The organism is Nonomuraea helvata (genome assembly GCF_039535785.1).
Classification (GTDB): domain Bacteria; phylum Actinomycetota; class Actinomycetes; order Streptosporangiales; family Streptosporangiaceae; genus Nonomuraea; species Nonomuraea helvata.
Window position 1 is genome coordinate 2,429,456 of sequence record NZ_BAAAXV010000001.1, and the last position, 17,030, is coordinate 2,446,485.

General features: G+C 70.7%; 18 protein-coding genes. 12 read left to right on the forward strand and 6 right to left on the reverse strand.

The window, feature by feature from the left end:
* Positions 1–15: 15 nt before the first annotated feature.
* A complete protein-coding gene (locus ABD830_RS11175) occupies positions 16–951 on the forward strand; it encodes an acyl-CoA dehydrogenase family protein (RefSeq protein WP_344986559.1) in 936 nt (311 codons plus the stop codon).
* A gap of 39 nt (positions 952–990) precedes the next feature.
* Here the strand turns inward: ABD830_RS11175 and ABD830_RS11180 are convergent, their stop codons facing one another.
* A complete protein-coding gene (locus ABD830_RS11180; RefSeq protein WP_344986560.1) occupies positions 991–1,473 on the reverse strand; it encodes a hypothetical protein in 483 nt (160 codons plus the stop codon).
* Between the two features lie 94 nt (positions 1,474–1,567).
* Here ABD830_RS11180 and ABD830_RS11185 point away from each other — a divergent pair, with 94 nt between their 5' ends.
* The 6 genes from ABD830_RS11185 to ABD830_RS11210 all read left to right on the forward strand — a co-directional run bounded on the left by ABD830_RS11185 (position 1,568) and on the right by ABD830_RS11210 (position 7,935).
* Positions 1,568–2,635: an LLM class flavin-dependent oxidoreductase gene (locus ABD830_RS11185; RefSeq protein WP_344986561.1), complete on the forward strand. Its 1,068-nt coding sequence runs from the start codon at positions 1,568–1,570 to the stop codon at positions 2,633–2,635.
* Entirely contained in the window at positions 2,635–3,672 is a 1,038-nt protein-coding gene (locus ABD830_RS11190) for a hypothetical protein (RefSeq protein ID WP_344986562.1), read from the forward strand. The genes ABD830_RS11185 and ABD830_RS11190 overlap by 1 nt, the downstream gene beginning before the upstream one ends.
* Before the next feature lie 9 nt (positions 3,673–3,681).
* Complete coding sequence (locus tag ABD830_RS11195; RefSeq protein ID WP_344986563.1) at positions 3,682–5,220, forward strand: AMP-binding protein; 1,539 nt, start codon at positions 3,682–3,684, stop codon at positions 5,218–5,220.
* A gap of 124 nt (positions 5,221–5,344) precedes the next feature.
* A complete protein-coding gene (locus tag ABD830_RS11200; RefSeq protein WP_344986564.1) occupies positions 5,345–5,488 on the forward strand; it encodes a hypothetical protein in 144 nt (47 codons plus the stop codon).
* Positions 5,489–5,507: 19 nt separating this feature from the next.
* The gene (locus tag ABD830_RS11205; protein WP_344986565.1) at positions 5,508–6,809 is read left to right on the forward strand and encodes an FAD-dependent oxidoreductase; all 1,302 of its coding nucleotides are present in this window, start codon (positions 5,508–5,510) and stop codon (positions 6,807–6,809) included.
* Entirely contained in the window at positions 6,793–7,935 is a 1,143-nt protein-coding gene (locus ABD830_RS11210) for a DUF6986 family protein (protein ID WP_344986566.1), read from the forward strand. The genes ABD830_RS11205 and ABD830_RS11210 overlap by 17 nt, the downstream gene beginning before the upstream one ends.
* A gap of 13 nt (positions 7,936–7,948) precedes the next feature.
* On the opposite strand, the gene ABD830_RS11215 is transcribed toward ABD830_RS11210, so the two are convergent.
* The 3 genes from ABD830_RS11215 to ABD830_RS11225 all read right to left on the reverse strand — a co-directional run bounded on the left by ABD830_RS11215 (position 7,949) and on the right by ABD830_RS11225 (position 10,341).
* Positions 7,949–8,629: a copper homeostasis protein CutC gene (locus ABD830_RS11215; protein WP_344986568.1), complete on the reverse strand. Its 681-nt coding sequence runs from the start codon at positions 8,627–8,629 to the stop codon at positions 7,949–7,951.
* Between the two features lie 158 nt (positions 8,630–8,787).
* On the reverse strand, positions 8,788–9,390 hold the full coding sequence (locus ABD830_RS11220) for a GNAT family N-acetyltransferase (RefSeq protein ID WP_344986569.1): 603 nt from the start codon (positions 9,388–9,390) through the stop codon (positions 8,788–8,790).
* Between the two features lie 201 nt (positions 9,391–9,591).
* Entirely contained in the window at positions 9,592–10,341 is a 750-nt protein-coding gene (locus ABD830_RS11225; protein ID WP_344986570.1) for a GntR family transcriptional regulator, read from the reverse strand.
* A gap of 137 nt (positions 10,342–10,478) precedes the next feature.
* Between ABD830_RS11225 and ABD830_RS11230 the strand changes: the two genes are divergently transcribed.
* Positions 10,479–10,796, forward strand: coding sequence for a hypothetical protein (locus ABD830_RS11230; RefSeq protein WP_344986571.1), 318 nt, complete (start codon positions 10,479–10,481; stop codon positions 10,794–10,796).
* Positions 10,797–11,324: 528 nt separating this feature from the next.
* Here the strand turns inward: ABD830_RS11230 and ABD830_RS11235 are convergent.
* Both ABD830_RS11235 and ABD830_RS11240 read right to left on the reverse strand, forming a co-directional pair.
* Complete coding sequence (locus tag ABD830_RS11235; RefSeq protein ID WP_344986572.1) at positions 11,325–11,768, reverse strand: Zn-ribbon domain-containing OB-fold protein; 444 nt, start codon at positions 11,766–11,768, stop codon at positions 11,325–11,327.
* Positions 11,768–12,940 (reverse strand): thiolase C-terminal domain-containing protein, encoded by a 1,173-nt coding sequence (locus ABD830_RS11240; RefSeq protein WP_344986573.1) that lies wholly within the window; start codon positions 12,938–12,940, stop codon positions 11,768–11,770. Before ABD830_RS11240 ends, ABD830_RS11235 begins: the two co-directional genes overlap by 1 nt.
* 238 nt (positions 12,941–13,178) lie before the next feature.
* Between ABD830_RS11240 and ABD830_RS11245 the strand changes: the two genes are divergently transcribed.
* The 4 genes from ABD830_RS11245 to ABD830_RS11260 all read left to right on the forward strand — a co-directional run bounded on the left by ABD830_RS11245 (position 13,179) and on the right by ABD830_RS11260 (position 16,990).
* On the forward strand, positions 13,179–13,700 hold the full coding sequence (locus ABD830_RS11245) for a flavin reductase family protein (RefSeq protein WP_344986574.1): 522 nt from the start codon (positions 13,179–13,181) through the stop codon (positions 13,698–13,700).
* A complete protein-coding gene (locus ABD830_RS11250) occupies positions 13,693–14,847 on the forward strand; it encodes an acyl-CoA dehydrogenase family protein (protein WP_344987662.1) in 1,155 nt (384 codons plus the stop codon). Before ABD830_RS11245 ends, ABD830_RS11250 begins: the two co-directional genes overlap by 8 nt.
* A gap of 10 nt (positions 14,848–14,857) precedes the next feature.
* Positions 14,858–15,631 carry an SDR family oxidoreductase gene (locus ABD830_RS11255; RefSeq protein ID WP_344986576.1) on the forward strand — a complete coding sequence of 258 codons (774 nt, stop codon included), beginning with the start codon at positions 14,858–14,860 and terminating at the stop codon, positions 15,629–15,631.
* 63 nt (positions 15,632–15,694) lie between these two features.
* Positions 15,695–16,990 (forward strand): DUF2252 domain-containing protein, encoded by a 1,296-nt coding sequence (locus ABD830_RS11260; protein ID WP_378520693.1) that lies wholly within the window; start codon positions 15,695–15,697, stop codon positions 16,988–16,990.
* The last annotated feature ends 40 nt before the right edge of the window (positions 16,991–17,030 follow it).

Consider the following 17,030-nt stretch of genomic DNA (forward strand, 5'->3'; position numbering starts at 1 on the left):
GTTAGCATGGCGTTCATGGCCCTCCCCGATGAGCTCGGCGCCGTCGTCCGCGACTACCTCGCCGACCGGCCGGACGCGCCGTGGCGGACGTTCGCGCGCGACGTGGGGGTCGCGGGGCTGCTCGTGCCCGAGGAGCACGGCGGGGCGGGATGCGGTCCGGCCGAAACGGCCGCCGTCGCCGAGGAGCTGGGCCGGGCCCTGTCGCCGCATCCGTTCCTGCAGACGGCGGTGATGGCGGTCGAGGCGCTCATGTCGTGCGAGGCGTTCCACCTGCTCCCGGCCCTGGCCGACGGCTCGGTGACGGCGACCGTGGTGCTGCCGGGCGACGGGGCTCTCCGGCTGGAGTCCGGCCTGCTCACTGGCGTCGTCCCGTACGCGATGGCGGGCGAGCTGGTGCTGCTCTACGTGGACGGGCTGCTGGTGGCGGCCGTGCCGGCGCGGCGCAGGACGTACCGGACCATGGACGAGAGCCGGCCGCTGCAGGAGCTCACCTTCCAGGGCACCCCGGTACGGCGGCTCGGCGACGGCGCGTCGTGGGCCCGCGTGCGCGACCTCGGGATCGCGGCGCTGGCCGCCGAGCAGGTGGGCGGGGCGCGGCGGTGCCTGGAGACGGCGGTCGAGCACGCGAAGCGGCGTCAGCAGTTCGGGCGGCCGATCGGGTCGTTCCAGGCGATCAAGCACAAGCTCGCCGACCTGCTCCTGCTGGTGGAGTCGGCCCGGTCGGCGGCCGGGGCGGCGGCCCGCGACGAGATGTTCGCGGCGATCGCGGGCTCGTACTGCACGGAGGCGTATCTGGCCGTGGCGGGGGAGAACATCCAGATTCACGGCGGGATCGGCATCACGTGGGAGCATCCTGCGCACCGCTATCTCAAACGGGCGACCTCGGACGCGCAGCTGTTCGGGCCGCCGCAGGCCCACCGCGCCCGCCTGGTGGCCCACGCCCTCGGGTAGCACCGCCCGCCGCACGTCGGCCGAGGTCCCTTCAAGAGGCTAACCGCCGAGGAGTTCCTCCCATGGGTGGCGGGTGTTGGTGCGGCGCGTGGTGTCGAGCGCCTCGGCCAGGCGCCAGAGCCCGGGGCGCTCCCGTACGGTGGCCCGCCCCATCGGGTCGATCGCCCGCAGCTCGAACCGCACCCCCATCACGTCGAGCACGGCCGACCCGCCGTTCCCCGGGCCGGCCTCGGTGACGAGGGGGCCGTCGTGCTCGGGGTCGCGAACCTGGTCGGTGAGCAGGGCAGCGACCTCGGACGCGTAGGGGCCGTCGCGCCACTCGATGTGCCAGCTGTGGTCGGACCCGCGCCACCAGGTCAGATCGCGGCACGACTCGATGAAGTCGGCCTCGGTGGCGAGCGCGGCCATCACCCGGCCGAACGCCTCATACCTGCGGGCACTGGTGAGCGAGAAGTCGTCGTCGGCGTCCGGATTCAAGCCGTCCTTCGGCCGCCGCAGCACGTGCTTTCGCTTCACAGGCATCCACTCTGATCGGGTCCGCGCCCTTCCCGCAAGTGTTCGCTGCTGATACGCTCTACCAAGCGAGCGCTTGGTTCACTACTTCGCCGGAGGCGCGATGACGTCCCTACGGATCAGCCTGGGGTATGAGTTGGAGGTCCGCGGGCGCACCCGCGAAGTGGAGCAGCAGGCGTTCAGGAACGTGGTCGAGCAGGTCGCGCTCGGCGACCGCCTGGGCTTCGACACCGCCTGGTTCGTGGAGCACCACTTCACCAGAGGCTTCTCCCACTCCTCCGCGCCTGACCTGGTCCTGGCCGCCATCTCACAGCGCACGGAGCGCATCCACCTGGGGCTCGGCGTGGTGCTGCTGCCGTTCCAGTCCCCCATCCGCACGGCCGAGCGCGTCGCCACGCTGGACGTGCTGAGCGGCGGGCGGGTCGAGTTCGGGACGGGACGGGGCGCCTCCCCGCTGGAGTACCAGGCGTTCCAGCGGCCGTTCGAGAAGTCGCGGCAGATCTGGGAGGACTCGCTGGAGGCGACGCTGGCCATCTGGCAGTCCGACGGCGAGCCGGTCAGCCGGTCGAACGAGTTCTTCGAGATCCCCGATGTGGCCGTCTACCCGCGCCCGGTCCAGCGGCCCCACCCCCCGGTATGGGTGGCGTCGACCTCTTTGGAGGGATACCTGGCGGCGGCCAGGCACGGGTACAACCTGCTCGGCATGACCATGCTCAAGGGCATCGACGACGTGGCCGCCGATATCGCGAAGTATCGAGAATGTCTGGCTGAGCATGGCTTCGACCCGGCGAGCCGGCGCGTCGCGCTGATGATCCCCTGGTACGTCGCCCCGACCCGCGACGAGGCGACCGCCACGGCCGCCGACGCCGTCCTGTGGTACATCCGCCGCCAGGTCAACCTGGTCACCCCACCCGACTACTACGACGCCCGCCACGCCACGCACCGGGTGCTGGGGCAGCTGGCGGCCGGGCTGCCGCCCGAGGAGTCCATGGCCACGCTGCGCGAGAACCTGATGGTGGTGGTGGACGACGTGGAGGGCTCGCGCAAGGCCGTGGCCAGGATCGCCGAGGCGGGCGCGACGGACCTCATCATCCAGGCGCAGGTCGGCGGCCTGACCCATGACCGGGTGTGCGACTCCATGACCCTGTTCATGACGGAAGTGGTGGTCTGATGACCCTCTGGCTCACCCGTGACGATCTCGGGGCCGCCGCGCACGCCGCCACCGGGCTCCTGCTCGTCTCCCCCGACGTGTCGAGCGCCGTCCGGCTGGAGCCTCAGGACCACGGCCTGACCGCGCAGGCACTGCGCGAGGCGGGCGTGGGCGCGCGCGACCGCGTCGTGGTGGCCCTCGCCGAGCCCGCGGGGGCGCTCTGGGCGGCCGCCGCCGCGGACGTGGCGAGCGCCGCCGCGGACGTGGGCCCGCGCGGCCGGATGCGCCTGCACCACGCGCTGACCGCGCTGAAGGCGACCACCCTGGTCATCACCCCCACGGGCGCGATGGACCTCCTGGCCAGGCTGCACCTGGAGTTCCTGCTGGACCCGCTGGACCTCGGGCTCCGGAACATCATCCTGACCGGGGAGATCGCCTCCACGCGGACGATGGGCCATCTGGCGGGCGAGTTCGAGTCGAGGGTGACGGAGGTGTTCGCCGGCCCGTTCACCGGCGGCGCCCTGGCGTGGCGGGCCTCGGAGGAGGACCCGCTCACGCCTCTCGCGGACGGCGTCCTGCGCGTGGCGTCGCTGACCAAGGACGACGCCCCCGATCCCGCCGCCGAGCTCGCCGAGCTGATCGTCGCCCCGCCGCCCGGCGACGCCGTGCTCAGGACCGGCCTGGTCACCCGGCTCGGCGGCACCGGCATACCCGCGCCCGCCCACACGGTGGGCGATCACGTGCTGGTCAGAGGCGTGTGGCTGGCGCTGCCGCGCATCGAGAAGGCACTGTCGAAGATCGACGGGGTGGCCGGCTGGGATCTGACGATCAGCCGGCAGGGGACGCTGGACACGGCGACGCTGACGGTCACGTTCAGCCGGGCGAGCCTGGTCCGCAACCCCATGTGGAAGTCGAGGATCCAGCAGGCCGTCCATGCGCTGACCCCCATCTCGATCAACGTGGAGATCGCCCAGGACGTCTCCGAGACCCCCGCGCCGGGCACGGTGAACGACCTGCGCGGCCACCACCTCGGAAGGGACCGCGCTCTCATCACCTAGGGGCAACCGATGGCACCGATGCCGGACTGGGGAACGCTCCCCCGCATGCTGCGCGACCAGGCAGCCGCCCATCCCGACGCCACCGTGCTCGCCGACGGCGGCACGCGGATGACACTGTCCGAGCTGAGGGCCGCGACCGCCGAGATCGCCCGTGGCCTCATCGCCCTCGGCGTCGCTCCCGGGGACCGGGTGGCGTTGTGGGGCCTGAACTCGGCGCACTGGGTGCGGCACGCGTTCGGCATCTGGGACGCGGGCGCGGTGATCGTGCCGCTCTCGTCCCGCTACAAGGGCATCGAGGCCGCCCAGATGATCGAGAAGACCGGCGCGAAGGTGCTGATCACCGGCGCGGGGCCGTCGGCGACCCCGCTCGCCGACCTCCTGCCGCCGATCCCCGGCCTGCACCACGCATCCGAGTTACGCGCGCGGGGCGCGCGGGTCTCCGCCGGGGAGGCCGAGGAACGGGCGCTCGCCGTCCGCCCGGACGACCTGTGCGAGATCATGTCCACGTCGGGAACCACCGGCGTGCCCAAGGGCGTCATGCTCGACCACGCCCAGGTCCTGCGCGGCTACTGGGACTGGTCCGAGATCGTCACCCTGGACGAGCGCGACCGCTATCCGATCATCGCCCCGTTCAGCCACGGCTTCGGGCTGAACGCCGGGCTCATCGCCTGCGTCCTGCGCCGGGCCACGATGGTGCCGATCCCCATCTTCACGCCTGACGCGCTGATGTCCCTGATCTCGTCCGAGCGGATCACCGTCCTGGCCGGGCCGCCGACCCTCTTCCACCGGATCCTGGACGAGCTGGACCGCGGCTCCTGGGACGTGTCGTCGCTGCGCGTGGCCATCTGCGGAGCCGCCGCCGTGCCGTCCAGCCTCATCACGCGGCTGGTGGAGCGGGTGGGGCTGGAGCGGATGATCAACGCGTACGGGCTGATGGAGGGCACGGTCGTCTCCATGACCAGGGCCGGGGACCCGATCGGCGTGATCGCCAATACCACGGGGCGGCCCGTGCCGGGGATCGAGGTCAGGATCGTGGACGACGACGGCAAGGAGGTCGCCGCCGGGGAACGGGGGGAGATCCTGCAGCGGGGCTACGGCGTGATGCGGGGCTACTGGGACGAGCCCGCCAGGACCGCCGAGGCCGTCGACCGGGACGGATGGCTGCACACGGGGGACATCGGGGTGCTGGACCCGTTCGGGAACCTCGCCATCGTGGACCGCAAGAAGGAGCTCTACATCGTCAACGGGTTCAACGTCTCGCCGGCCGAGGTGGAGTCGCTGCTGCTCAGGGAGGGGTCGCTGGCGCAGGCGGCCGTCGTGGGCGTGCCGGACGCGAGCACCGGCGAGTCGGGCCTGGCGTACGTCGTGCCGCGCCCGGGGGTCTCCGTCGATCCCGAGGCGCTGCTCATCTGGGCTCGGGCGAACATGTCGAACTACAAGGTGCCCAAGCGGCTGGTCGTCGTGGACTCCCTTCCGACGAACGTGAACGGGAAGATCGACAAGCTGGCCCTGCGCACGTCGGCAGAGGCCCTTCTGCGGGAGAACTGAGGTCTCTCCGAGGCGGCTTGGGCGGAGTAGTGTCGAATTAGCGCCATATGCCCCGGGAGCCGTCATGCCGCGCCTGCTGGTCGACACATCCGGGACGCGTGCTGCCGGGCGAGGAACAAGGTGGGTGTTCCTCCGCTCCGTGGCGGCGATGACCGGCTACGTTGGCAGCAGCGATCATGCGGTACGCGCCGGGGACGGGTTCATCCGGACCGGCGACCGGGGATACATCGATCACACCGACCGGTTACATCGGGTGGGACACGTGTAACCGAGTCTTAGGAGGCAGCGTGGCGTTGCACGTGGCGGTCATCGGGTCGGGCCCCGCCGGGATCTACACGGCCGAGGCTCTGGTGAAGCAGTCGGCGGAGCCCGTCGAGGTCGACGTCCTCGAACGCCTGCCCACCCCGTACGGGCTGGTCAGATACGGCGTCGCGCCCGACCACACGTCGATCAAGTCGATCGCCAACTACCTGCGGAGGGTGCTCGAGCTCCCTCAGATCCGCTTCCTCGGCGGCGTCACGCTGGGCGAGCACGTGTCCGTCGAGGACCTGCTGAGCACGTACGACGCGGTGGTCTACTGCACGGGCGCGATGGTCGACAGGAAGCTCGGCATCCCCGGCGAGGACCTGCCGGGCAGCGTGGCGGCGACGGACTTCGTCAACTGGTACTGCGGGCACCCCGACGTCGATCCCGATCGGTTCACGCTGGACAGCCCCGAGGTGGCGGTGATCGGCGTCGGCAACGTGGCCGTGGACGTCGTACGCGTCCTCGCCAAGACCCACGAGGAGCTGCGTTCCACGGACGTGCCGCACGACGTGCTGGAGCGCCTCGAGGAGAGCCAGGTCAAGGCCATCCACATGATCGGCCGCCGCGGCCCCGAGCACGCCAAGTTCACCCTCAAGGAGCTGCGCGAGCTGGGCGAGCTGGCCAACGCCGACGTCTGCGTCCGCCCCGACGAGGCCGTCGTCCTGGGCGTCGACTTCCCGCGCCAGATCCAGGGCAACATCAAGGTCCTGCAGTCATGGGCCGCCCGCGAGCCGGTGGGCCGCCCGCGCCGCCTCGACGTGCGCTTCTGGCTGCGGCCCGTGGAGATCCTCGGCACCGAACGGGTGGAGGGGCTCAAGCTCGAACGCACCCGACTGTCGGAGGACGGGCGCGTCGTGGGAACGGGCGAGTTCGAGACGCTGCCGGTCGGCATGGTGCTGCGCTCGGTCGGCTACCAGAGCGTGCCGCTGCCCGGCGTGCCGTTCTCCGAGAAGACCATGACCGTGCCGAACGACGCCGGACGGGTGCGCGACCGCGAATACGTGGCGGGCTGGCTCAAGCGCGGTCCCACCGGGGTGATCGGCACCAACAAGTCCGACGCGGCGGAGACGGTCCGCACGCTCCTGGCCGACCTCGCGGGCCGCGTGCCGGTGAGCCGGGGCTCCATCGACGAGCTGCTGGCCGCTCGCGGGGTGCGTCCGGTGACGTACGGGGAGTGGCTGGCGATCGAGGCCGCCGAGACCGAACTGGCCAGGTCCCTGGGCCGGGGCGAACGCGTCAAGCTCGTCGGCCTGGAGGCAATGCTCCGTGCGTGCCGTCCCTGAGGGGTTCGAGGAGACCTACCGGGTCCAGCGGGCCCGCTATCCGTCCGCCGACGCGGGCTGGCAGCCGGTCCACACCGTCTACGTCCCGGCCGACCGCGTCTCGGCCCGTACCGTCTCCGAGTGGGGCGATCAGGCGCTCTCCCTGGTCAAGGCACATCTGGCCGATCCGGGCTCGCTGGCGGAGGTCTTCGGGGTGCCCTCCGGGCTGGGCGCCTCCGTGCACGCCAAGCTGGTGCAGAAGCTCTCGTCCGAGCCGGTCGAGGACCTCCGGATCGACTTCGAGGACGGGTACGGCGTACGTCCCGACCTGGTGGAGGACGAGCACGTGGCGCAGGCCGTCGAGGCGGTGGCCACGATGCACGCGGCGGGGGCGCTGCCGCGGCGGTGGGGGCCGCGGGTCAAGTCGTTCGCCGACGCTGATCCCGCGCGGTCGGTGCGCACGCTCGACCTGCTCGTCACGGGAATCGTCGAGCGGGCCGGCGAGCTGCCGCCCGGGTTCACGGTCACCTTTCCCAAGGTCCTGATGGAGCCGTACCTCGGCCACTTCGCGGACGTGCTGGAGCAGCTCGAGGCGGAGCTGGACGTACGGTTGCGGTTCGAGATGCAGGTGGAGGCGCCGCAGACGCTGCACTTCCTGCGCGGGGACCTGGCGGAGTCGCTGGGCGGGCGGCTGGCCGCGGCGCATTTCGGCGTGTTCGACTACACGGCCGCGATCGGGCTGCCGCCGCACGAGCAGCGGCTCGACCATCCCGCGTGCGACCATGCCCGGCACGTGATGCAGACCGCGTTCGCTGGCACGGGGGTGGAGCTGTCGGACGGGTCGCTGGCCGCCTCGCCCGCCTCCGACCTCGCGCCCGACGTGCACGCGCTGTGGCGGCGCCATGCCGAGCTGGTCAGGCACTCCCTGCGGCACGGCTTCTATCAGGGGTGGGACATGCACCCCTCGCACCTGGTGAGCCGGTTCGCCACCGTCTACGCCTTCCACCTCGCCCGGTACGACGCGTACCAGGAGCGCGTGAGAGCTTGGGAGGAGCAGCGGGAGTCGGGGGGCGGCGTCATGGACGAGCCCGCCACCGTCCGGACGCTGGTGGCCGCTCTCAGGCGCGCGGACGCGGCCCTGCCGTGACGGGGGCCGGGTCTCAGTCGCGCTCGACCATGGCCCGCCACTGGCGTACGAGCCGCCACTCGACGGGGTCGGACCAGCTCGCCCGCACGGCGGAGCCCACGTGGAAGGCGCGGATGCCGTAGTCGAGCAGCGCCGGTACGTGCGTCGGCTTCAGCCCGCCGCCGGCCAGGATGATCGAGCCGTCACCCGCCTCGGCGCGCGCCTTCAGCACCGGGAGCCCCTCCCCCACGCCGTCGGGCGAACCCGAGGTGAGCACGGTGGCGAGGTTGGGCAGCAGCCGCACGGCCCGCCAGGAGGCCTGGACATCCGCCGCGTGGTCGACGGCCCGGTGGAACGTCCAGGGCAGCGGCGAGACGGCGTGGATGAGCGCCTCCGTGGCCGCGAGATCGACCTTCCCCGAGCCGTCGAGGAACCCGAACACGAACCCCGCCGCCCCTGCCTGCGCCAACGCCTTGGCGTCCCGGCTCAGCCGCTCGAGCACGTCGGAGTCGGCGGTGAAGTGGGCGTCGCAGCGGAGCATGACCATCTGAGGAAGCGGGCACTCGGCGGCGATCGCGGCGACCGTCTCCGGTGACGGGGTCAACCCGTCGGCCGCCATGTCGGCGACGACCTCCAGCCGGTCGGCTCCACCCTGTTCAGCGGCCACGGCGTCGCGCACGTTCAGCGCGATGACCTCTAGCAGCGATCCGGTCATGGAGGAGAGGCTATATGGTGCTCTGCACCATTCCGCCGCAGATCACGGCAAATTGTCCCGCCGCATGCGGCCCCTGGCTCGATGTCGGTGGGTGGGGTGGGTGGCCGCGTGCGGCGGGAGCCCGGCCGGAGCCGGGCCCCGGCCGGGCGTGGAAGGTGTCAGGCGGTGATCAGTTCGGCCATCGTGAGATCGCGGAAGGCCGTGGTGAGCAGGTCTTCCGAGGCCCGTTCAAAAAGGGCCCCCGAGGCGCGGTGGGGAAGGTCCACCGTGCGGACGTGACGGAAACCGCGGCGGCGGTAGTACTCCTGGAGCCGCCGGTTCCCCTTGGCGCAGTCCAGCCGCAGCCAGGGCAGCCCGGCCGCGTGGGCCGAGGCGCCGGCCCAGTCCAGGAGGGCGTCGCCGAGGCCGCTGCCGGACCAGGGGCGGGCCACGGCGAGCTTGTGGACGTAAAGGGCCGCCCCGGGGTCGTCGTCCAGCGTCCAGAACTCCGGATCCGCGTGGCCGTCGAGGGCTATGGTGGCGACAGGCGGGGCCGATTCGTCGGGGTCGAGGTATCTGAGCTCATCGTCGAGCAGGAACAGCACCCGCTCCTCGATGAGCGGTTCGATCCGCTCGGGGCCGAAGCCCCCGCGCGGCCACTGCCGCACTCCTTGCGTGTAGAGCCACTCGGCGGTGTCCGCGAGCAGGGTGAGTACGCCAGGAAGGTCCTCGGGCTCGGCTCGCCGGAGAGCGAGCGGGTGAAGCAGGGTGTTTGTGTGCATAATACAACTCCCGTTGCGTTGGGTGCGCGCGCAAACACAGAGCGTGATGACGCAATGTCGCGCAGGCCCGAAATGGGGCCTCAACCCGATATATATGGATAAATGGCGATTTAGGGGAGTATGCACGACTCCCCATGGCCAGCGAGGCGGCTATTTCTCGCTGCGCCCGGCCGGCTGAATCACCCCTTCATCCCGAGCCCGTTAGCGGCCGTCGAGCTCGTACCTGATCAAATGCTTGTCGGCGGGCAGCACCGACACCGCGACACGTACGGGCATGTCCGCCGCGTCGAATCCGACGCGGACGTAGACCATGACCGGCGTGCCGAGCTCTAGTTGGAGGCGCTCGGCCTCCTCCTGGTTGGGCATGCGGGCCCAGATGTCGTCCACGACGCGCACCTGTGCGTGGCCCAGTTCCTCCAATACCCGGTTCGCCCCTCGCGCGATGTCCCCGGGCCTGGCGATCTCGGAGTCGGCAACGAGATCACGCGGGAAGTAGGAATCGTTGGTGTTGTACGGCTGTCCGTCCACGAAACGCAGACGGCGTCTCACCACCGCCAATTCCCCGTCCGCCAGCTCCAGCCTGCTGGCGATCTCCTCGACGGGAGACACCGTCAGCACCTCGATGTACTGACTCGGCGCGCGGCCTTCTTGCGCAACGGCGTAGGCGAAGGCTTCCCGCAGTTCGCCTGAAGGTGGCGGCTCCAGCTCCCGCTGCGGATAGATCAGCAGCGGTCTGCGATCCCTGACCACTGTCCCGCGCCGCGGCGTGCGCGTGACGAGCCCCTCATTGACGAGCTCTCCCAGGGCCAGCCTTACGGTGTTCCTGCTCACCCCATGGTCTTCCATGAGCTGCGCCTCGGTCGGTAGCTGTGCCCCCGGGCCGAGGACACCCGAGTAGATGGCTCGACGCAATTCCGCAGCCACCTGCTGATACAGCACCGACCTTGCCACTTTCACCCCTTTTGTTCCAACAATTTAGACGATCTGGTTCTAGCAGGCCACAACCCCTTGACCGAACCCCCTCCAGCGGCCCATCATCCATTCGTTGGTACAAATCCATCTAAAGGCCGGTGAGGGGGTGAAGGCCAGTGTTGCCGGTCCGCACGGGTACGCCGTACCTGCCCTGGCATGACCCTGGTGAAGCAATCCGTTTACTGCGTTACGGATTGCCTCGCGCGGGATTCACCCACACCTACCAGAGCGACGGCGCATCCGAGCAATCGGTGTTGACTGAGCTGACCGCGTGGTGCGACGACGGATCCTTTGTCTGGAAAGAGGAGGGTGGCGCCCCCGTCACGCACCCCATCGATGACCCGGTTGGTGCAGCTCGACGCATCGCCGCACGTTACCGGCAGCAGGAGCTTTCACACTCCCCCATCGACTCCGTGCGCGATTCAACGGCCTAGGACTCCATCCCTCGCCGGAGTCCTGGCGCCGCCGCTCACGGGGCAGGAAGCGCGTCCTGGCGGGTCCCCCACGCCCGCCAGGGCGCGCTTTCCTCTGAATGGGAACCCGATGGCGCGCCGCTCCTCCCGATCCAGGGGACCGCGCCGCCTCCTCTGACGACCAGGCGGCCCGCGCGCCCCCGCCACCCGCCTTCCCGCCATGACGGACGGTGCCCAGCGCCGTCCACGACCCCCTCGTGTACGGCGGGCACGGCCGGCCCCACCTTCCGACCGTGGCCGGGCCCCGTCCAGACGCGCACGGCACGACCGGCCGAGTGACCGGCGGACAGGCATGATCGTGACCCGCGACCTCCGGGCCATGCCTGTCACCAAGTCCGAACCAGTCATCGCTTGCCGCCAAGTCCGAGCCGTCCGCGTTGACGCCTACTGCCTCATCATCAACCCTCGGAGCCCAACCAGGGGGCCGCTTCGTGATGGTGGGACTGGTGGGATTTTCCGGTACCAATCCAATTTCCGGACCAAGGTCAACTAGCGGGAGGATGTACGCCGGGCCGGATGAGTATCCAGATTCCCGTCATCCTCCGCAGGCTCCCAGTCCACCAGCGTCAGCTCCTCGTCGATCCTGCGGTAGGCGACCCGGACCCGCTCGCCGGGCTCCGGGGGCCGATCGCCGCGCCAGTTCCCGTACACGAAGCACCCCGGCACCGCCGCCAGCCTGACCATCACCACCACGTACGGCTCCGCCAACCCCGGCATGAACGGCTGATGATTGACGATCCAGCTCTCCACGACTCCCTCGGGCTCCACCTCCCGCCAGTGCCACGCCTCCGTCCGGCACGCGGGGCAGAACGCCCGCGCCGGGAAGCGCGCCGCCCCGCAGCCGTCGCACTCCTGCACGGCGAACTCCCGCCTGCCGACACGCTCCCACCACGGCCTCGAGTCCCGGTCGAACGCCGGCCGGTACGCCGCCATCACGGCCTCCTCAGGATCAGGGCGGAGGTGGCCGGGAGGATGTAGCCGGGCTGGGCGGTGGAGAGCGCGACCTCGGCGCCCACCACCTGGCGGTCCCCGGCGTCGCCCCTGAGCTGGGAGACCGCCTCGGCGATGTGGTTCATGCCGTGGACGTAACCCTCCGATAGGAAGCCCCCGTGGGTGTTGACCGGGAGCGGACCGTCCGGCGCGGTCGCGCCGGAGGCCACGTACGGGCCGCCCTCGCCCTTGCCGCAGAACCCGTAGTCCTCGAGCTGGACGATCACCGAGTACGTGAAGCAGTCGTACAGCTCGGCCACGTCGATGTCGCCCGGCCCGAGCCCGGCCTGCGCGTAGAGGCGCGGAGCCAGGGCGGCGGCCGCCGTCACCGTGGGGTCGGCGGACGGGTCACCGGAGAGATGAGACGTGCCACCGCCCCAGGCGGCGGCCGAGACCAGCACCGGAGGGCGACGGAGCGAGCGGGCGCGCTCGGCCGTGGTGACGACCACGGCGCAGGCGCCGTCCGTCTCCAGGCAGCAGTCCAGCAGCCGGAACGGCTCCGCGATCCACCTGCTCGCCAGATAGTCGTCCAGCGTGATCGGGGTACGCATCAACGCCCGCGGGTTCTTGGCGGCGTTGGCGCGCTGGGTGACTGCCAGTTGCCCGAAGTGCTCGGCTTTCGTGCCGTATTTCGACATGTGGGCTCGGGCGTACATGGCGTACTGCTGCGGCGGCGCCACATACCCGTACGGAGCCTGATACTGCACCTCAGGGCTCACCGGAACGCCCCGGCCCGTGCCACCCATGCGGAACTCCGAGCGGGCGTTGATGGCCCGGTAGCAGACGACCGTCTCGGCCATCCCCGCCGCCACCGCCAGCGCCGCCTGACCGACGACCGCGTGCGACACGCTCCCGCCGCCGAACTGGTCCAGGTGCCAGGCGAGGTCCGTCAGACCCAGCGCCGGCCCGACCAGCGTGGGCGCCGCCGAGTCCCCCACGCGGTGCGTGGCCAGCCCGTCCACGTCGTCCACCGAGAGCCCCGCGTCCTCGACCGCGGCCAGCACGGCTCGACAGGCGAGGGTGAGCGTGCTGACGCCCGAGTCCTTGGTGAACGGGGTGTAACCCACCCCGGCTATGGCGGTGCGGTCCCGGAAGTCAAGCAAGCGCTTGGACACATTCGTCACACTAAGCCGGACATTTCTCCCATGTCAACGCGCCCCACCCCACGCGACATGCGAACTTGACATGGTTTCGCCGGTTCACCTACCGTCCAAGCAAGCGCTTGGTAAGATAGGGCGCAGCCGGTGGACTAGGAGGCGGACCATGAGCACACACGCTGCCCGGCTCGTGGCGCCGGACGGCTGTCGCGGCCTTCCGACGCCCCATCAGCGCAGAAATCGCAATGGAGCCGCCATGCCGACCGGCCCTTCCTATCAGAGCGCGAACGGCCATCTCGACAGCCGCCTCTTCCGGCAGGTGCTCGGCAGGTTCGCGACCGGCGTGGTGGCGATCACGGCGGTCGACCCGGCGAGCGGGCAGCCGTGCGGGCTGGCGGCCAACTCCTTCACTTCCGTCTCGCTCACGCCGCCTCTCGTGGCGTTCTGCGTGGCGTACACGAGCACGAGCTGGCCCAGGGTGCGCGGCGCGAAGGTCGTCACCGTCAACGTGCTGGCCGAGCACCAGCAGGACGTGTGCGCCCAGATGGCGACCAAGGGCGGCGACAAGTTCGCGGGCCTGGAGTGGACCGGCTCCCCCGGCGGCAACCCGGTGCTCGAAGGCGCGCTGGCCTGGATGGACTGCGTGGTCGAGGCCGAGCACCCGGCCGGTGACCACGTGATCGTGGTGGCCAGGGTACTCCAGCTCGACACGCACGCCGAAGGCGGCCCTCTGGTGTTCTTCCGCGGCGGGTACGGCGGTTTCGTTGAGCCTGCCTGACCCGTCGGGAGCCGCGCCGGGGCTCCGCGAGGAGGCCAGGGCCTGGCTGGAGGAGGCGCTGAGCGGCGAGTTCGCCCACGTCAGGGGGCTCGGCGGGCCGGGGCGCGAGCACGAGGGCCACGACCTGCGCCAGGCGTGGGAGCGCCACCTCGGCAAGGCCGGCTGGACCTGCCTGGGCTGGCCCGAGCGGTACGGCGGCCGCGCCGCCTCCCTGGAGGACCAGGTGGCCTTCTACGAGGAGTACGCCAGGGCCGACGCCCCCGCGAGGGTGGGTCACATCGGCGAGGGGCTGATAGGCCCGACCATCCTCGAGTTCGGCACCGACGAGCAGAAGGACCGCTTCCTGCCGCCCATCCAGCGGGGCGAGGAGCTGTGGTGCCAGGGCTACTCGGAGCCCGAGGCCGGCTCCGACCTCGCCAACGTCCAGACGAAGGCACACCTCGAAGGCGGCGAATGGGTCATCACCGGCCAGAAGGTGTGGACCTCGCTGGCGCACGTGGCCGACTGGTGTTTCGTGCTCTGCCGCACGGAGCCGGGCTCGCAGCGGCATCGAGGCCTGTCGTACCTGCTCGTCCCCATGGAGCAGCCCGGCGTCGTCGTACGGCCGATCGTGCAGCTGACCGGGACGTCCGAGTTCAACGAGGTGTTCTTCGACGGCGCGCGCACGGCCGCGGGGAACATCCTGGGGGCGCCGGGCGACGGCTGGCGGGTCGCGATGGCCACGCTCGGCCACGAGCGGGGCGTCTCGACGCTCGGGCAGCAGATCGGGTTCAGGCGTGAGCTGGCCAAGGTGATCGAGACGGCCCGGAGCACCGGCGCCATCGACGATCCCGTGCTGCGCGACCGGCTCGTCCGGTCGTGGCTGGAGCTGGAGGTCATGCGGCTCAACGCGCTCAGGATGCTGCGCCCCGACCCGGGTCCCGAGGTGTCGATCGCCAAGCTCTACTGGTCGGAGTGGCACCGGAGGCTGGGCGAGCTGGCGCAGGCCGTGCAGGGCAGAGCCGGGCTGGTGGCCCGGAGCGAAGAGGGCGAGCTCAACGAGCTGCAGCGGCTCTACCTCTTCAGCCGGGCGGACACGATCTATGCCGGATCCAGCGAGATCCAGCGGAACATCATCGCCGAGCGCACCCTGGGACTCCCCCGCTGATTGGAGCACGATGCCTCCTCCCTATCCGAAGGCGCACGGACTGCTTGACGGCAAGGTGACGCTGGTGACGGCCGCCGCCGGAGCGGGCATCGGCTACGCGACCGCGCGGCGCTGCGCCGAGGAGGGCGCGACGATCGTCCTGTCGGACCGGCACGAGCGCCGCCTGTCCGAGGCCGCCGACGCGCTGACCGAGCTCACCGGCGTCAAGCCGCTCGCCGTGCCGTGCGACGTGACGTCGGAGCCGCAGGTGCTGGCGCTGTTCGACGCGGTGGTGGAGGCGCACGGCAGGCTCGACGTGGTCGTCAACAACGCCGGTCTGGGCGGTACGGCCCCGCTGGCCGAGATGTCCGACGACCAGTGGCACGCGGTCATCGACGTCACCCTGAACGGCACCATGCGCTGCACCAGGGCGGCACTCAGGCAGATGATCGCCCAGGGCTCCGGCGTCATCGTGAACAACGCCTCCGTGATCGGCTGGCGGGCCCAGCGGGGCCAGTCGCACTACGCGGCGGCCAAGGCCGGGGTGATGGCGCTGACCAGGTGCGTCGCGCTGGAGGCCGCCGAGCACGGCGTACGGGTCAACGCGGTGGCGCCCTCGCTGGCGGTGCACCCGTTCCTGGCGAAGGTGACCAGCGAGGAGCTGCTGGCGGAGCTGGCGGCCAAGGAGGCGTTCGGGCGGTCGGCCGAGCCGTGGGAGGTGGCCAACGTCATCGTCTTCCTGGCCAGCGACTACTCCTCGTACATGACGGGAGAGGTGGTCTCGGTCTCCTCGCAGCACCCCTGACCAGGCCCTGTCAGGGAAAGACCAGGGTAGGCGGCAAGGGGATCGGGATCTAGGGTCCGGGGTATGGGCGAACGCTCTTCCTTCCTGCTCGATGTCCTCATGGCCGAGTTCGGCGAGTCAATCCAGCGAGACCCCGCCGCTTTCAGGCGGAAATTTCGGAAAATGGCGGCTTCTCCTTTCGCCTTCTACCGGGGCAGCGCCTGCCTGTTCTACGCGGACGTGACCGGCACGTACGCGGACGGGTCCTACCTCGACGAGCCGACCAGCCGGGTCTGGATCCACGGCGACCTCCACGCGGAGAACTTCGGCACGTACATGAACGCCTCCGGCGTCCTGGTCTTCAACGTCAACGACTTCGACGAGGCGTACGTGGGACCGTACGTCTGGGACCTCAAGCGCTTCGCCGCCAGCGTGGCGCTCATCGGGTACGCCAAGGCGCTGTCCGACGACGCGATCAGCGTGCTCGTGACCGACTTCGCCGGCGCGTACCTGGTCGAGCTGGCCGCCATCGCGGCCGGCGGGGACGACGCGATCGGCTCGCTCACGCTGGACACCACGACCGGCGTGCTGCACCGGGTCCTGCAGACGGCGCGGCTCAGCACGCGGGTGGCGCTGCTGGACGTCGAGACCGCGATCGACGACTACGACCGGCGGTTCGCGCTCATGGAGGGCCGGGAGAGCGTGGACGCGGCGACCAGGAAGGCGGTGCTGGCCGCGTTCCGCGACTACCTGACCACGCTGCCGGGGCAGACCGACGGCGTCGAGCACGTCATCAAGGACATGGCGCTGCGCAAGGGCGTGGGCATCGGCTCCGCGGGGCTGCCCTCGTACAACCTGCTGCTCGAAGGGCGCTCACAGGCGCTGGAGAACGACGTCATCCTCTACATGAAGCAGGCCGCGGTGCCCGCGGTGGCGCGGTACGTCACCGACGAGAAGGTGGCCTCCTACTTCCTGCACCAGGGGCATCGCACGGCGGAGTCGCAGCGGGCCCTGCAGGCGTACGCCGATCCGTGGCTCGGCTACACGACCCTGAACGGGGTGGGCCAGCTCGTGGCCGAGGTCTCGCCGTACTCCGCCGACCTCGACTGGGACGACGTCAACGAGCCGGAGGAGCTCCGCTCGATCGTGCAGGACCTGGGGCGGGCGGTGGCGCGCATGCACTCGGTGGCCGACGACGAGTCCAGCCACGACCTCGTCGACTTCTCGACGGAGGAGGCGATCGTGGCGGTGATCGGTGACGACAAGCCCGGATTTATCGGCATGCTGGTGGATTTTGCCCACCGCTATGGGGCACAGGCCCGGGAAGACCATCAAAGGTTCGTCGACCTGTTCCGCAACGGCCGCCTGCCTGGCGTCTGACCCCCAGGTGCTGGACGCTGCGACCGCGCGGGCGGGAGGA

Coding starts and splice junctions, on each gene's coding strand:
- ABD830_RS11175 (WP_344986559.1), top strand. CDS start 16: ATGGCCCTCCCCGATGAGCTCGGCGCCGTCGTCCGCGACTACCTCGCC.
- ABD830_RS11180 (WP_344986560.1), bottom strand. CDS start 1,473: ATGCCTGTGAAGCGAAAGCACGTGCTGCGGCGGCCGAAGGACGGCTTG.
- ABD830_RS11185 (WP_344986561.1), top strand. CDS start 1,568: ATGACGTCCCTACGGATCAGCCTGGGGTATGAGTTGGAGGTCCGCGGG.
- ABD830_RS11190 (WP_344986562.1), top strand. CDS start 2,635: ATGACCCTCTGGCTCACCCGTGACGATCTCGGGGCCGCCGCGCACGCC.
- ABD830_RS11195 (WP_344986563.1), top strand. CDS start 3,682: ATGGCACCGATGCCGGACTGGGGAACGCTCCCCCGCATGCTGCGCGAC.
- ABD830_RS11215 (WP_344986568.1), bottom strand. CDS start 8,629: ATGACCGGATCGCTGCTAGAGGTCATCGCGCTGAACGTGCGCGACGCC.
- ABD830_RS11220 (WP_344986569.1), bottom strand. CDS start 9,390: ATGCACACAAACACCCTGCTTCACCCGCTCGCTCTCCGGCGAGCCGAG.
- ABD830_RS11235 (WP_344986572.1), bottom strand. CDS start 11,768: ATGGCGGCGTACCGGCCGGCGTTCGACCGGGACTCGAGGCCGTGGTGG.
- ABD830_RS11245 (WP_344986574.1), top strand. CDS start 13,179: ATGCCGACCGGCCCTTCCTATCAGAGCGCGAACGGCCATCTCGACAGC.
- ABD830_RS11255 (WP_344986576.1), top strand. CDS start 14,858: ATGCCTCCTCCCTATCCGAAGGCGCACGGACTGCTTGACGGCAAGGTG.
- ABD830_RS11260 (WP_378520693.1), top strand. CDS start 15,695: ATGGGCGAACGCTCTTCCTTCCTGCTCGATGTCCTCATGGCCGAGTTC.